The organism is Streptomyces sp. AC1-42W (genome assembly GCF_003248355.1).
GTDB lineage: Bacteria > Actinomycetota > Actinomycetes > Streptomycetales > Streptomycetaceae > Streptomyces.
Genome location: NZ_QKWY01000004.1, coordinates 14,400 through 27,842, shown reverse-complemented (window position 1 = coordinate 27,842; position 13,443 = coordinate 14,400). Strand labels below are relative to the sequence as shown.

The following is a 13,443-nucleotide window of genomic DNA, read 5'->3' as shown; positions in this document are numbered from 1 at the left end:
CGACGTCCTCGGACACCGACTCAGCCTAGGGCGCAAATCTACACAGAACCGAGGCTTAGAAACAGCTACTCAGGGCCAGCCACCTCAAGCTCTACGCCGACCGGCACCGCATCGAGATCACCGCCCGGCCCCGGCCGGGCTGCCCGCGCTGCCACGGCGAGGGCGGCTGGTGGGTCGGCGGCGCCTTCCCGGAGATGGAGGCGTGCGGCTGCTGGTCCGACCGGCGCGAGCTGCGCATCCGGCTCCTGCCCGTCCCGGCCTGGAACGAGCCTCCGTTCTGAGCACCACCGCCCCCAGCCGGAGACCGGCCGGGGGCGAAGGCACCACGGGGCGTCCGCAGCATCGGCAAGAGGCCGGCCGCCCCGCATCCCACCCCGAATCCGAGATGAGGAGCACACCCAGCATGACCGATCGCCTCCGCGCCATCGAGGGCCTCGCCCTGGTCGCCGCGCTGACCGCCGTCTTCGACGGAGTCCACGCACTGGGGGACCAGTTCGTCCAGAACTCGCACGACGCGATGACCAAGGGAATGCACGGCTCCCACCTGGTCTACAAGAACGACGGCAGCCCGGTGGAAGAGAACCCGTGGCGGCACGGCAAGGAAGGCCGCACCTGCACCGCCAGCGCGTACGGCCGCCGCTCGGTGAGCCGACATGTGGCCAGCTACAGCGCCGTACAGCTCGCCTCCACCCTCGCCGTCACCCGCACCCTCGGCTACCGCGTCCCCGCCAGCGCCCTGCTCACCGGCGCCGCGATCAACGCGATCACCCACGGGATCCTGGACAGGCGCGAACCGCTGCTCTGGCTCGCGGAGAAGGCCGGAAAGTCCGGCTACATCAAGCACGCCACCGTCGTCCGCAAGGCCGGCGGCGAGGGCACCGAGTACCCCAAGGCCGTCCAGGACGTCTCCGGTCCCGGGACCGCGCTGATGGAGTTGGACCAGGCGGCGCACCGCGCGATCGGCGTGGCCGCCGCCCTGGTCACCACCTGGATCACCCTGCGCAAGGGCGACCGCCGGTGACCCCCGCCACCCGTACCCGGCTGGAGCGCGTCCGCGCTTCGGCCGGGATCGTGAAGCTCGCCGTCCAGCAGATCGAGGACGAACTGGGCGGTCCGATCGATGCCGAGTTCCTCGCCGAGACGCTGCGCGAGCTGTTCGACGAGGCCGACCCCAAGGGCGGCGTCCTCGGCTCGCTCAACCAGCTGCTGACGATGGCCGCGAGGGCCGCCGCGCTCACCGAGCTGAACGGCGAGGACTCCGAGTCCGCCGCCTGCGCGATCGAAGAGGCCGCGGCCTACATCGGCGACTCCGCCGGGATGCGCCTGCACCTGGCCACCTCCACCCTCCACCCGCAAGGAGAACGCTCGTGAAGACCACCTTCGAAGGCACCATGCAGCCGCTCGACACGACCATCCCCGACCCGGCGCTGATCGTCCTCATCGGCGCGGCGGGGAGCGGCAAGAGCACCTGGGCGAGCACCTGGCCCTCCACGCAGGTCCTGGAGCTCGACCAGTTCAGGGCGATGGTTTCGGATGAGGCCGGGGACCAGGAGGCCACCTTGTCCGCAGTCAACGTGATGCACACCGTGCTGGAGGCCCGCCTCGCCCGTAAGCGCACGACGGTGATCGACGCGACGAATACCGAGGAACGGGTGAGGGCTGGCCTTGTGCAGATGGCCCGGAACTACGGCGTGCCCACCGTCGCGTTCCTGGTCTCCACCCCGGCCTCGGTCTGTGTGGAGCGCCAGGCCGACCGGAGCCCGGACCGCGCCGTGCCCGAGGGCGTCGTACGCCGCCAGCACGCCGAAGCCGTCGCCGCCTTCCCCCAGCTGCGCGGCGAGGGCTTCGACCACGTCGTGTTCGCCGACAACATCCACCGCCTTCAGCCGCTTCTGCAGCGCGCCAGCGACACCCGCCGCCGCGAGCTCGGCTGGGACGGCGGCGACGGCCTGGGCGGCCTGCTCCTGGTCCGCCGCACGTTCGGCGCGGAGGTGGTGCCGCTGTGGCGGTGGCGGGACAACTCGCCGCTCGCCGGCGGCGACCGCGTCGGCGAGATCCGCCTCGGGCCCGACCGCCTGGTCCTCGCCCTGCGCACCGACGTCGACGGCGCGGGCGACGTGGGCTTCGACCTGCTGGTCGGCTGCCCGTACGACGACGACTGCGACGCCCCGGCGTGGCAGCCGGTCTTCTCGGTCACCGACCTGTGGAAGGCGCACACCAGCGACACCGGGCTGCACCCGGACGCAGTCTGCTCCGTCCACGGCGGCCCCGACGACGTCGACCAGGAGGCCGACGACCACGACCAGGACGACGACCCCGAGGGCCGCGCGGACCTGGAAGAGCAGTTCGCGGCCGCGGTCCGCGAGTGAGCCGCGCCGCCGACGGTCCGCACCCGCACCCGCTCACCCCGGCCGAACTTCCGGCCGGGGATGAGTGGGCCCACGGCTGCCCTGACTGTCACCTCCCGATCCAGGGCGGAAGCGCCGGCCTCGCCGCGCACCGCCGCACCGTCCACACCAGCGCGGGCGACCCGCGCCGCCAGATCAACATCCAGTTATGAGCGGCCCGGCCGCTCCCACCCCTTCACGGAGGCCCGCATGGCCCGCAAGCCCGTCACCTGGTACATCGCCACCCCCGCCGACGGCATCATCGAGATGTCCCGCGAGGCCGGCACCCCGGTGAACCTCTCCGCCAACGTCGGCAAGGTCATCGACCACCCCAACCCCTGCCGCAACAAGTGGTACGACGAGAGCCGCTTCTCCTACTTCCGCATGGTCAAGCGCGTCGGCGAGGCGCTGGAGGACACCGGCATCTGGCCCGTCACCTGGCCTGTCCGGCTGTGGATCGTGGAGCCGTTGGGCGAGACCGGCAACTGGAGCCAGCGCTACTACCCCTACCGGCTGCTCTCCCACCAGATCCGCGTCCTCGAGGAGACCGACGCCCACCCCGCGCTCGGGCCCTGCGGCCGCGACGTCCTGAACGTCATCCAGCAGGAGATCCCCGAGCGGGCCGTGCGCTGGGCGTCGGACTGGGACGCCGATCCCGAGGGCATGCGCGACCGGAAGTGGGACTGGGAGCAGTGCGGCGGCCCCACCTGCGGCAGCGGCCGGTGGGCGGACTCCGTCGCCATGTCGACCTCGCACGCGCGCCGCGAGTCGGCCGCCCAGACCTGGATCGAGCACCTCGCACGGAACGCCGTCGACCAGGCCCTCGCCGTCACCGACGCCAGCATGATGGCGCGCTGCTACGCCTACAGCCGCGCCACCGGCTGCGCGGTCGCCGCCCAGCACCAGGCCCGCTTCGAGCCGTACGTCCTGGACGCTCTGCGCGGCGTCGGCCTCGACTCCCCCGCCCCGGCCGTGGCCGCCTGACCTGCCCCAACAGAAAAAGGCATCCTCAAAAGATGCCAAGCCCTAGAAATGCATCCTTCGAGGATGCATTATGGATGTGCGGGGGTCACCCGGCCCCCGCCTCTCCGACCAAGGAGCCCACCTTGAGCACCTCCCAGACCTTCACCGCCACCGCCGCCGGCGCCGTGTGGACCGACATCATCAGCCACGTCGGCACGGTCAACGTCACCATCGACCCGACCATCAAGCACGCCGTCATCACGGTGAGCACGGGCGACGACGACGGCCCGCTGGCCGACGCGGTGCGCGGTGCGACCAAGCGGGAGAGCCGCTACCAGAACCTCGACTGCGTCACCGTCTGCGTCCCCGAGGTCCAGGGCAACACGATGACGATGGGCAACTCCACCTTCAGCTTCAACGGCGGCAACATGGTCGTCGGCCAGAACTTCGGCGTCGTCCGCGGCTCCGTGACCGGCATGACCATCAGCAACGGCGACGTCATCATCGGCGGCCGCAAGGTCGTCTCGAACGGCCGCGTCGTCGCCGAGCAGGGCACCGTCGTCAGCGGCGGCGGGATGGACACCATCACCGTCGACGTGAAGCTGCCCAGCGACCAGTCCTCGGTCCGGTTGGAGACCACCAGCGCCGACATCACCGTCCACGGCGACCTCCAGGTCCTGGACGTCCACTCCGTCTCCGGTGACATCGAGGCCCGCGGCGTCCACACCCTGCGCGGCAACACCACCAGCGGCGACTTCGAGGTGGACCGGGTCGACGCCCGCGTCGACGTCAACTCCGTCTCCGGCGACATCGAGATCGGCGCCTACAACGGCACCGAGTTCCGCGCCAACACCGTCTCCGGCGACGTCCACGTCAGCGCGACCCCGGCCGCCACCGGCTCGATCGACGCCAACACGGTCTCCGGCGACGTCACCACGCGCGGCACGGACCACCTCCGCGAGCGCGTCGGCACCGTCTCCGGCAAGCACCGCCGCCGGTGACGTCGCCCCGGGGTGGCCGCCACAGTCGCCAAACTTCACCGGCCACCCCGGGCCTCCCAACCCGCTCCAAGAGGAGCAGGGGGCAGACACATCGTCCCTCGAATCCCCGCAGGAGCACCCCATGACCCCGCGCCCCGACGATGAGGCCCGCAACGAGCTGCGCGACCTGGTCGCCCAGGCCAGCCAGCGCCGCGACGACGGCCACGAGCGCATCGAGACCGAGTTCTGGCAGGAGATCGACCGCCTGCAGAAGCGGTACCACGGCGCGCAGCAGGACATCGCCGACGCCCTGGACGTCAAGCGCAACCAAGTCTTGAGGCAGACCAAGCGCTACCGGTCCACGGACCAGCCTGCCGCCAACGACTGAACCCCCCGGAGCCGTTCCGGCCCTGCCCACGCCGGGCCGGAACGGCTCCACCGTCTCCGCCCCACGGCGACCTGACGGGCTTCCCCGCCGCCCTGGCCTCACCTCCGAGACCAGGACGGCGCGGTGGCCCCTCACGCACCAGGCACGGAAGGAGAGGGTCGTCATGCCGAACCGCGAGGTCTACGAGGTAGACGTCCCGATACACAACACCACCAACCCGGCCCTGCGGGGGCTGCACGTCTTCACCGGCGAGGCGGACTCCCCCACCACGGCCCTGCGCCGCGCGCACGAGGTGTACGACGCCGCGCTCGCCGCACAGCAGGCCGGCCTCGACATCCCCGGCAAGCAGCCGGACAGCTGGGGAGCGCGCGGGCTGCGGCCCGGCTGGGAGCTGGACTGGCCCGCCGCGAAGGCCGGCCGCTGGCACAACCCGCTCAGCTGCACCCGCCGCAGCGACTTCGCGCTGTAGCTCCGCCCCGGGACAGGCGACAAGGCGTCCAAACCAACCGCCTGCCCCGGGCCTACCCACCCCGTACGAGACGAGAGAGGGAGATCCCAAGTATGGACCCCGTCACCCGCGTTGCGTCCCCGATCGGGCAGCGCGCCCTCATCATCACCACCCTCGCGGTCCCGCTCACCGGCTGGACCGTTCACGCGCTCACCCTTCACCGGCGCCTCGCGGCCGAACGCCGTGACCCCCTCACCGGAGCCCAGCGCCGCGCCGCGTTCGAGCGCCGCGCCCAGCGCCTGCTCGCCCGCCACCGGCAGGACTCCCTGGTCTGCCTGGTCGACCTCGACAACTTCAAGGGCCTGAACGACAGCCACGGCCACGCCGCCGGCGACAAGGTCCTCGCCGCGACCGGCGAGCGCCTCGCCTACTGGGCCGGACCGCACGGAGTCGTCGGCCGCCTGGGCGGGGATGAGTTCGCGGTCGCGACCCGTGTGGACACCCGGGCCGGAGACGAGGCGATGGAGCAGCGCCTGACGGAGCTGATGGGCGTGCTGCACGAGCCCGTGCCCACCGAGACCGGGCCCCTCGCCGTCGCCGCGTCGGTCGGCACCGCCGTCCCCGACTACCTCGGCATCCACGCCCTGCCCGCCCTGCTGCGCGGCGCGGACGTCTCGATGTACCGGACCAAGCACTCCGGCCACTACGGCTGGGCGGAGATCGAGGACCTGGAGACGCCCACCGTCAACGGCCGCCGCGCTGGCCGCCCCGGCACCGCGCTGGAGCGTGCCGCGTGACCGCCGACCTCGAAGGCGGCGACTGGATCCGCGGCATCACGATCCGCCAGCCCTGGGCCACCTGCATCCTCGCCGGGAAGACCCCGGAGAACAGGCCCGCGAACTGGCCGTGGCGCGGCTGGGTCCTCATCCACGCCGGGAAGGCGAAGCCGGACCCCGCCCTGCTGCGCGACCCGCTGGTGGCCACCGCGATCCGCGGCCGCGAGCTCCACCGCGGCGCGGTCATCGGCGTCGCCCGGCTCACCGACTGCCACCCGGACCAGGGCCCCGAGCGGTGCACCAGCCCCTGGGCGCAGAGGGACGTTCACCACCTGGTCCTCGACGACGTCCACGAGCTGCCGCTGCCCGTGCCCGCCACGGGCGCGCTCCCGGCCTGGAAGCCGACGCAGGACCTCGTGGACCAGGTCCTCCAGCAGCTGCCCCACCTGCGGCCGTGACCCGCAGAAGCCGCAGCTGCCACCCCGCCTGAACCCCTCCACCCGGAGGCCCCAATGAGCAGCACACCCCAGCACGGCACCGACCACACCCTGGCCTACCCCGAACCGCCGGCCTCGCCGCTCTGGCACCGGCGCGGCACCAAGGCCCGGCCGCTCACCCCCGAGGAGCAGCGGCGCAACCGCGAACTCCTGGTTCTCGCTCAGCACACCCCCCGACCCCGCTCCCGCACCACCAAGACCCGGGCGGAGGCCCGCTCATGACCTCTCAGACGCACCTCGCCATAGACGGCTACGTCGACGCCATCCCGGCCCCCGGCACCCACTGGGGCACCGCGACGTTCGACCTGATCCACTCCCCCGCCGACGCGGACCGGATCGCACCCGACACCCCGGACACGGTGTACGCCTGCACCACCGGCGACCCGCGCATCGCCCATGCCCTGCTGAACGAGATCCAGCCCGGCGACCTCCTGCGCGTCACCGGCACCGTCGCCCAGCCGGACGACCCGACCGCCCCGGCCCTGCTCACCGTCGACGCCATGGAGGTCCTGGAAGCCGCCCCGGCCCCGGTCCTGTACGACCTGGTGCTGGAGCGATGGGGCGGCTACGCGGCCGTGTTCGACGCGGACCGCGACACCGTGCCGGTCTTCACCGCCGCCGGAGTCTGGGTCGGCGAGGCCGTCAACCCCGACGCGATCCTCGGCCTGATCGACACGTACGAGAACGGCGGCGACACGCGATGACGACCGCCACTGCGCCGCGCACCGTCCTCGAACGCTTCCCCGCTGGCCACCCCCGCGGATCCTGGCCCGCCGACGACTACGCCGCTGCCCAGCGCGCCCAGGGCGTCGACGCCCAGGTCGTGATGGACCTGACCACCGACCAGTTCCTCGTGGTCAGCAGCCACGCCACCGCCAAGTCCTGACCACCCCACAGACGGCCCGGGGCGGCCGCCGGCTACGAGCCCGGCCGCCCCGGCGCCACTCTCCACACAGAACGGAACCGCGATGCTCACACAGCTCTGGGTCGGCACCTACCACGGCGCTCACGACGGAGAACGCGTCGTCGTCACCACGACCCGAGACGACACGCAGCCGCTCCCCTACGGCCTGACGTGCACCTGCGGACTCTCCCAGCGCCACACGGACCCCGTACGCCTGGACCGTGTCGCCTGGCGCCACACCCACCCCACCCTCTGGGACCGCTGGATGCTGAAGATCCGGCAGATGCGCCGCCCCGCCTGAGCAGTCCAACACGAAGGCCCACACTCCCCGCGCCCAGCAGCGCAGGGGGGTGCGGGCCTTTTTGTGTTTCGGGGCCGGCAACGAGGTGAGGCCCAGCCGCCGGCGGCTGGGCCTCTGAGGTTTTCTGACTGACCAGGCTCCGCCCGTGGGGCGATGCGCAGCCAGGATGCTGTCCGTCGGGACGGGCAGGCTCCCCGTTCTCAGGGGGGCACCTCGAACCTGACCCTGTTGTCCCATGACCAGGACGGGCAGCGCAAGCCAACCCGCCTTGTGCGGCGGGTTGTTCGAATTGCCTGGTCAGCGGGTACGCCGCGTTGAACGGAAGCGCCCCGACCAGTCCAGCGACCAGGCGGGGCGATCCAGTGTTTCACCCGCTACGGTTGCGGGCTATGCGAGAAACACAAGGAGAGACCGTACAGGTTTCGCCACTGAGCGACGACCTGGCATTCCTCGACATCGTCACCGAGTGGGACGTCGACTCGACCTTCCACGAGTGGAGGGCCGGCATCGTGGTGCCGGCGACCTTCCTGCCCGGTTCGCTGCCCCGCGTCATCGCCATCTGCAACCAGAAGGGCGGCGCGGGCAAGACCACGACCGCGCTCGAGTTCGCGATGGCCCTCGTTGCCCGCGGCCTGCGCGTACGGATCATCGACGCCGACCCGCAGGAAGCGTCCCTGTCGGTGTGGCTGCGGTACTTCTATCCCGAGGGCCTGGAGCCGGCCGACCGCAAGAACCTGATGCACCTGTACTTCGACCAGTCGGTGACGTTGCAGGAGATCACCTACGCCACCCCGTTCGAGGGCCTGTACTTCGTCCCGTCCTTCCCGGACCTGGACGACGTTGAGACCAAGCACCCGACCGGCACGGAGACGCAGCTCCAGTTCCACCTGTCCAAGGCCGACGACGGCATCGACGTCAACATCATCGACTGCGGACCGAAGCTCGGACCGCTCACCGTGTCCGCCCTCGTAGCGGCTCACGACGTCGTCATCCCGGTCCAGGGGGCCAGCGGTCTCGACGTGCGAGGTGCCGCTGCTCTCAACCGCACGATCACCTCCGTGCAGGCCCGGCTGAACACCGAGCTGCGCGTCGCGGCCGTCGTGCTCACCGACTTCGAGAAGTCCACCCTCTCCCGACAGATCGGCGGCAGGCTCGCCAAGGCGTACCCCAACGCCGTGATCCTGCCCGCCCGTACCTCGGTGCGCATCGGGGAAGCTCAGCTCGCCAAGCAGCCGCTGCGGATCTTCGCGCCCGGCGCCACCACGGTCCTGGACTACGACCGAGGCGCCAGCATCCTCTTCGGGAACGGGGCGGCGGCCTGATGCCCAGCTACGACGCAACCGATGCCCTGGACGACCTCTTCGGCGAAGAGGAGGGCTACTCCTCCGGGGGCGGAGCCGCCGTGGTGACCCGGACCGAGGCGATCCTCGACGGACCGGCGCCGGCCTCCAGCATCGACGCCGTGCTCCGACTCGCCGACGGACTGCCGAGCCTCGACGACGTCCGGGCCGTCGACGACCGCGACACCTCCGAGCTGACCGAGACGGAGCTGGAGCAGAAGGAGCAGACCGAGGCCGTCATCAGCACGGCGCTCGCTGCGGGCGATGCCGCCGTCTGGGTCATCGCGCAGGGCCTGGAACGCGCAGCGAAGGGCCGGTGGTGGCGGCGCACCCACACCAGCCTCGGCAGCTACGTGGAAGCGAAGATCGGCCGATCCGCCGTCTACGGCCGCCAGCTCCGCAAGAACGCACCGCTCGCCCTGGAGACGGCCCACAAGACCGGCACCGTCCCCAAGCCCTCGCAGGTGAAGGTCACCAGCAAGACCGAGGAGCAGTACGGCCGCGAAGCCGCCGTCACCCTCTACGAGGTCGTCCGCGACGTCAGCTCCGAACTGGGCGCCCACCCCACGGCCGACAGCCTGATGGCGGTGCACAAGAGCCTGCCCCGCCAACTGCCGGAAGAGCCCGAGCAGCAGCGGGAAGTGATCGTCCAGACCACCCGGCGCACGCTCGGGGTCGGGACCGAAACACCCGCGTTCGAATCCGAATCGAACAAGAGCGCTTCAATTGAAGCGCCTTCGTTCGAATCCGAATCGAACGGCGATGCTTCCGGTGCGACCCCCAGTGGCGCCGGAGAGGGGACGCCGGAGGGGTCCGACACCTCCGGCGGCGCTGAGGACGACATCGAGGATGCCGAGATCGTTCCCGAGCACCTGGTCACCCTCAAGGACGCGCTCAAGACGCTCAACGCCGTGAACCGAGCCGTCACCAAGGACGTCTTCGCCCAGGCCGCCGCCAGCCCCGACGACGCAGCGGAGTACGAGAAGGTCCGGCAGGCCATCATCGCGAAGACCACCGCGATCCGGAACAAGGCACTGCACGCCCCCAAGGGCTGATCCTCCCGGCGAACTCACGACGGCCCACGACCACCCCGGTCGTGGGCCGTCGGCATGAGGGGGCCCGTCTTGGTTTCACGCGGGAAAGTAGCTGGGGGACCTCGCGTCAGGGGCCGGTGAGGATGTCGTGGGTGCCGATGCGGCGCCAGATCACGTGCGGGGTGCCGGGACGGAGCGCCGGACCGTACTGCCACGTCGCGCGGCCTGCGGGGCCAGCGCCCATGGACCAGGTGAGTTCGTAGACGCCGGATGCGCGCTGGACACGCTTGACGCGGAGGCCCGCGCGGAATCGTCCTCCGGCACGCAGGTCCTCGACGAAGGCTGCCACGGTCTGGCGGAATCGGCGTTGCTGTTCTGGGGTGAGGCGGTCCAGGTCAGTGGTGAAGCGGGGCAGGGCTTCGTAGGTCGGCACGTCGGTCCTCCAGGAAGCACGAAGCCCCCGGCGTTGCCGGGGGCGGTGGGTGTCTCGCTCGGGTGTGGAGTCGGTGGTGACGAGTGCGGGCGGGGACGTCCTCGGCCGTCGCCCGGGGGAGCGGTACGTGAAGGTGCGCTGGATACCGCTGGAGTCGGTTACCTGGCGTTCTTGAGGCGTGTGAGGTGGGTGGGGCTGGCTGTCGCGCAGCATTTGCCTGGCCCCAGGTGGTGTTCGCCCGGCGGGCCAGACGTCGCCGCAGATGCCCGCCCGGCGGGATCGGCCGTGAAGTTCCGGTGAACCCTCCCGCCTCACGGGATCAGTCTTTATTCGCAGGTCAGAGCCGGTGTTCGCTGCCGGGATGCTGAGTGTTGCGAAGGTCCAGAGGCGGAATGCGTGGCGCTACTACGTGCGTGGGGTCGCCTTCGGGGACGGCCGACGTCCGGTCGGCCAGCCCCTGAAGGGCGCCCTGAAGAAGGCCGGCCTTCCGCCCGGAGTGTGGATGGGGCGGGGCCTGGCCGCGCTCGGGCTCACCGCCGGGCAGACGGTGACCGAGCGACAGATGGAGTTGGTCTTCGGGCAGCTCCGGCACCCGGACGCCGACCGGATCGAGCGCGAGCTCCTGGACGACGGTGCCGACCCGGAGGCGGCCCGCCTGGCCACCGTCCTCGGGCAGCCGGTCGAAGAGATCGAGGGACGCAAGGCGACCCCCTTGTTCGCGCTCGACTACACCTTCCGGGCGCAGGCGTCCCTGATCGTGCTGTGGGCGCTGGGAGACGACCACACCCGGCGCATCATCGAGCGGGCGCACGAGCGGGCCATCGCCACCGCGCTGCGCTGGCTCGAGGATGAGGTCGCAGAGACCCGGTGGTCGTCGGGCCGTCAGCGTGCGAAGGCACCGGCCCTGGTGGTCGCGAAGTGGCGGCACTGGGACAACAGGGACGGCTTTCCTCTACTCCACGACCACTGTCTGGTCCTCAACCGGGCGCAGCGCCCGGACGGCTCCTGGTACGCGCTGGACACGGTCCGCCTCTACCAGCACGTGGTGGCGGCCGGGACGCTCTACACCCTCACGATGACGACCGAGGTGTGCGAGGAGCTCGGGCTGGCGACGGTGCCCCGGGAGGTGACGCCGGGCCTGCGCCCCGTGATGGAGGTGGCCGGCGTCGACCAGGAGCTCATCGACTGGTCCTCCACCCGTCGCGAGCAGATGGCGCCGGTGCTGGAGCGCCTCACCGACGAGTACGTCCAGGAGCACAAGCGGCTGCCCGGCGAGCGCGGCCGCCACGGCCTGGGCTGGTGGGCGGCGCAGGACACCCGCCGGGCGAAGAAGACCCCCAAGCCCTTGGAGCAGCTGCGCGCGTGGTGGCGCACCTCCGCGATCCTGCGCTTCGGCAAGGACATGGTCGACGGGCTGCTGGAGCGGTGCCGTGCAGCCGGGAAGGCGATCCGGGCCCGGGTCGGCCCGGTGGTGGACACCGCGCTCGCCGCCGTCGACGTCGCCGCGATCGTCTTCACCGTCCGCAACTCCTTCGCCCGCCGCCACGTCCTGGCCGAAGCGCGCCGGCACCTGCTGGAGACCCTGCGCGGCCGTGCGTTCACACGCGGCCTGGACGACTACATCGCGGATGCGGCCCTGTCCCGGCACTCCCGTCAGCTCACCGTGCCGCAGAAGGGCCGCCGGGCCCCGGCGCCGGATCAGCTCACCTACACCGCGGACTTCGCCTGGCCGCACCGGTGGTGGATCGCCGGCACCGGCGGCAAGCCGCCGCGGGAGTCGAGCCGATACGAGCGCGCCCGGGTCGCCAGCCTCGCCCTGCAGAACGCGATCCGCGACGCCCGGATCCTTGCCTCCGTGCGGGACGAAGCGCCGGCCGCGACGGCATCGGACGCCGCGCGCGATGAAGACCACAACCACGACCAGGCGGCGCCGCACGCCGTCGACCACCCGGACAGGGACGCCGTCCTCACCCCGGCGCAGCAGGCCGCCGCTGTCCACGCCCACCAGCAGGCCGCGATGCCCGAGGAGTACCTGGAGGGCCGTACGACCGATCCCGCGACGTGGCTGCACACACCGAAGAACCTCGCCCGGCTGGCCGCCTTCACCCAGGCCGCCGAAGCCCGCGCCCGCATCGTCGCGGACGGACCGCAGCCGCAGCAGCCGGCCAAGGATGCCGACGACCCCGCCCGCCAGCAGCAGCACCACACAGCGCAGCCCGAGCAGGGCAGGGGAGCGGGCCGGGACCGCTGACGGGGACGCCAATCGGCCAGCGGCTGGCCGATTGGCGACTTCACCCCCGAGGCCCGGCGGACCGGACTGAGAATCGGGGCGTTGGCACCGGCACGGGAGGAACCTTGACCGACCTGCACGAACCGCTGGAACCGCTGGAGAGCTACCCCGACGAACTGCCCCCGCCCCGCCAGCGCGGCGACGTGAACCTGGTGGGCCTGCTCAGCATGGCCGACGACCTTGCCAAGACCGTGTCGGCGCTCCTCATCCGGGCGAGGTCCTCGGGCTCGGAAGTCCAGATCATGCCCCGGGAGATGATCCAGAAGAATCTGGAAAAGCACGCTGAGGAAGTCCTGGGGAAGGTCGTCTACCTCCAACGCCACGCCCACGCCGCGCTGCTCGGGCGGTGCGTGCTCGGTGCGGACTCCAAGGAGGACTGTTCCACGGAGGGCGCCAACCTCCAGCTCAACGTCTGGGATGAGCACACCCGCCGGGACATCGTGGAAGACGGCACCACCGGCTGCGTCGCCCACATCATCGAAGCCGCCCGCCGGACTATGGCCGACCCCGCCAGCGAGAAGATCGTGCTCGCCTTCGTCCGCGACGCCGAAGGACTCGCCGTCTGCCGCGCCCTCGGACTCGGACCGGACGATGCCGAGCAGTTCCTGTACGACGGCCTCACCCTGCGCCCCGAACACCGCGTCGGCTGACCCTCCCCCTTCCCGCGGCCGCGCCCGGCCGCCAAGCCCCCGCATTGGAGCG

The 13,443-nt window shown here is 71.5% G+C and carries 19 protein-coding genes and 1 pseudogene; 19 read left to right on the top strand and 1 reads right to left on the bottom strand.

The genetic code is table 11. The features are described from left to right. Positions 1 to 65 precede the first annotated feature (65 nt). The 17 genes and pseudogenes from DNK56_RS36620 to DNK56_RS34320 all read left to right on the top strand — a co-directional run. Positions 66 to 281, top strand: a pseudogene (locus DNK56_RS36620) (hypothetical protein); the annotation flags it as partial. 122 nt (positions 282 to 403) lie between these two features. Further along, positions 404 to 1,021: a hypothetical protein gene (locus DNK56_RS34395; protein WP_111339988.1), complete on the top strand. Its 618-nt coding sequence runs from the start codon at positions 404 to 406 to the stop codon at positions 1,019 to 1,021. Next, complete coding sequence (locus tag DNK56_RS34390) at positions 1,018 to 1,371, top strand: hypothetical protein (protein WP_111339987.1); 354 nt, start codon at positions 1,018 to 1,020, stop codon at positions 1,369 to 1,371. Before DNK56_RS34395 ends, DNK56_RS34390 begins: the two co-directional genes overlap by 4 nt. Continuing rightward, complete coding sequence (locus DNK56_RS34385) at positions 1,368 to 2,369, top strand: ATP-binding protein (protein ID WP_111339986.1); 1,002 nt, start codon at positions 1,368 to 1,370, stop codon at positions 2,367 to 2,369. Before DNK56_RS34390 ends, DNK56_RS34385 begins: the two co-directional genes overlap by 4 nt. After that, on the top strand, positions 2,366 to 2,560 hold the full coding sequence (locus DNK56_RS34380; protein WP_030423206.1) for a hypothetical protein: 195 nt from the start codon (positions 2,366 to 2,368) through the stop codon (positions 2,558 to 2,560). Before DNK56_RS34385 ends, DNK56_RS34380 begins: the two co-directional genes overlap by 4 nt. 37 nt (positions 2,561 to 2,597) lie before the next feature. Continuing rightward, positions 2,598 to 3,371, top strand: a complete 774-nt coding sequence (locus DNK56_RS34375; protein ID WP_111339985.1) for a hypothetical protein — start codon at positions 2,598 to 2,600, stop codon at positions 3,369 to 3,371. A 122-nt stretch (positions 3,372 to 3,493) separates the two neighbouring features. Further along, positions 3,494 to 4,351: a DUF4097 family beta strand repeat-containing protein gene (locus DNK56_RS34370; protein ID WP_158564906.1), complete on the top strand. Its 858-nt coding sequence runs from the start codon at positions 3,494 to 3,496 to the stop codon at positions 4,349 to 4,351. Between the two features lie 121 nt (positions 4,352 to 4,472). Next, the gene (locus DNK56_RS34365; protein ID WP_111339983.1) at positions 4,473 to 4,718 is read left to right on the top strand and encodes a hypothetical protein; all 246 of its coding nucleotides are present in this window, start codon (positions 4,473 to 4,475) and stop codon (positions 4,716 to 4,718) included. A gap of 163 nt (positions 4,719 to 4,881) precedes the next feature. Continuing rightward, a complete protein-coding gene (locus DNK56_RS34360) occupies positions 4,882 to 5,187 on the top strand; it encodes a hypothetical protein (protein WP_111339982.1) in 306 nt (101 codons plus the stop codon). 92 nt (positions 5,188 to 5,279) lie between these two features. Then, complete coding sequence (locus tag DNK56_RS34355) at positions 5,280 to 5,963, top strand: GGDEF domain-containing protein (protein WP_111339981.1); 684 nt, start codon at positions 5,280 to 5,282, stop codon at positions 5,961 to 5,963. After that, the gene (locus DNK56_RS34350) at positions 5,960 to 6,400 is read left to right on the top strand and encodes a hypothetical protein (protein ID WP_111339980.1); all 441 of its coding nucleotides are present in this window, start codon (positions 5,960 to 5,962) and stop codon (positions 6,398 to 6,400) included. The genes DNK56_RS34355 and DNK56_RS34350 overlap by 4 nt, the downstream gene beginning before the upstream one ends. Positions 6,401 to 6,454: 54 nt before the next feature. Beyond that, the gene (locus tag DNK56_RS34345) at positions 6,455 to 6,661 is read left to right on the top strand and encodes a hypothetical protein (protein ID WP_111339979.1); all 207 of its coding nucleotides are present in this window, start codon (positions 6,455 to 6,457) and stop codon (positions 6,659 to 6,661) included. Beyond that, positions 6,658 to 7,143, top strand: coding sequence for a hypothetical protein (locus DNK56_RS34340; protein WP_111339978.1), 486 nt, complete (start codon positions 6,658 to 6,660; stop codon positions 7,141 to 7,143). Before DNK56_RS34345 ends, DNK56_RS34340 begins: the two co-directional genes overlap by 4 nt. Continuing rightward, the gene (locus DNK56_RS34335) at positions 7,140 to 7,325 is read left to right on the top strand and encodes a hypothetical protein (RefSeq protein ID WP_111339977.1); all 186 of its coding nucleotides are present in this window, start codon (positions 7,140 to 7,142) and stop codon (positions 7,323 to 7,325) included. Before DNK56_RS34340 ends, DNK56_RS34335 begins: the two co-directional genes overlap by 4 nt. An 82-nt stretch (positions 7,326 to 7,407) precedes the next feature. Beyond that, positions 7,408 to 7,644, top strand: coding sequence for a hypothetical protein (locus DNK56_RS34330; RefSeq protein ID WP_111339976.1), 237 nt, complete (start codon positions 7,408 to 7,410; stop codon positions 7,642 to 7,644). Between the two features lie 389 nt (positions 7,645 to 8,033). Continuing rightward, positions 8,034 to 8,966 (top strand): ParA family protein, encoded by a 933-nt coding sequence (locus DNK56_RS34325; RefSeq protein ID WP_111339975.1) that lies wholly within the window; start codon positions 8,034 to 8,036, stop codon positions 8,964 to 8,966. Next, a complete protein-coding gene (locus DNK56_RS34320; protein WP_111339974.1) occupies positions 8,966 to 10,039 on the top strand; it encodes a hypothetical protein in 1,074 nt (357 codons plus the stop codon). Before DNK56_RS34325 ends, DNK56_RS34320 begins: the two co-directional genes overlap by 1 nt. Positions 10,040 to 10,145: 106 nt before the next feature. Here the strand turns inward: DNK56_RS34320 and DNK56_RS34315 are convergent, their stop codons facing one another. After that, positions 10,146 to 10,451 (bottom strand): hypothetical protein, encoded by a 306-nt coding sequence (locus DNK56_RS34315; protein WP_111339973.1) that lies wholly within the window; start codon positions 10,449 to 10,451, stop codon positions 10,146 to 10,148. A gap of 361 nt (positions 10,452 to 10,812) precedes the next feature. Between DNK56_RS34315 and mobF the strand changes: the two genes are divergently transcribed. Continuing rightward, a complete protein-coding gene (gene mobF, locus DNK56_RS34310) occupies positions 10,813 to 12,702 on the top strand; it encodes a MobF family relaxase (protein WP_111339972.1) in 1,890 nt (629 codons plus the stop codon). 104 nt (positions 12,703 to 12,806) lie between these two features. Further along, complete coding sequence (locus tag DNK56_RS34305; RefSeq protein ID WP_111339971.1) at positions 12,807 to 13,391, top strand: hypothetical protein; 585 nt, start codon at positions 12,807 to 12,809, stop codon at positions 13,389 to 13,391. Positions 13,392 to 13,443 lie beyond the last annotated feature (52 nt).